The sequence below is a fragment of the Streptococcus pseudopneumoniae genome (assembly GCF_001072315.1).
In the GTDB taxonomy this organism is placed as follows: domain Bacteria; phylum Bacillota; class Bacilli; order Lactobacillales; family Streptococcaceae; genus Streptococcus; species Streptococcus pseudopneumoniae_R.
In genome coordinates, this window is record NZ_JVLI01000056.1 from 1 (window position 1) to 457 (window position 457).

A 457-nucleotide genomic window follows, 5' to 3' on the forward strand; every position below is an offset into this window, starting at 1 on the left:
TAAGCTAAACTTCTTTTTCTGTCATGAGTTAGCAGGCTCTGCCTGCTTGGAGTTTTTTGTCTCTTTTCCGAATAAATAGATAGTAGCAGTGAATCTAGTAAAGCTAGATTTAAAACTGTGGTATAATAAAAGGAGGAAAAGGATGATTCTAAGACATCCGGGCATCAGCCCAACCAATGATTTGGTTGCTAAGAAAATCTTTAGCAATCCAGAAATCACTTGTCAATTTATTCGCGATATGTTGGACTTGCCAGCCCAAAATGTAACCATTTTGGAAGGAAGCAATATTCATGTCTTACCTTCAATACCTTACTCAGCCCAGGATTTCTATACTAGCATAGATGTCTTGGCGGAGTTGGATAATGGTACCCAAGTAATCATTGAGATTCAGGTTCATCATCAGAATTTTTTCATCAATCGCCTGTGGGCTTACTTGTGCAGTCAGGTCAATCAAAAC

General features: G+C 38.5%; 1 protein-coding gene. It reads left to right on the plus strand.

The window, feature by feature from the left end:
* Window positions 1–142 precede the first annotated feature (142 nt).
* Window positions 143–457, plus strand: a 315-nt coding sequence (locus ADH54_RS02070) for a PD-(D/E)XK nuclease family transposase (protein ID WP_049523863.1), incomplete at its 3' end; no start/stop codon positions are given.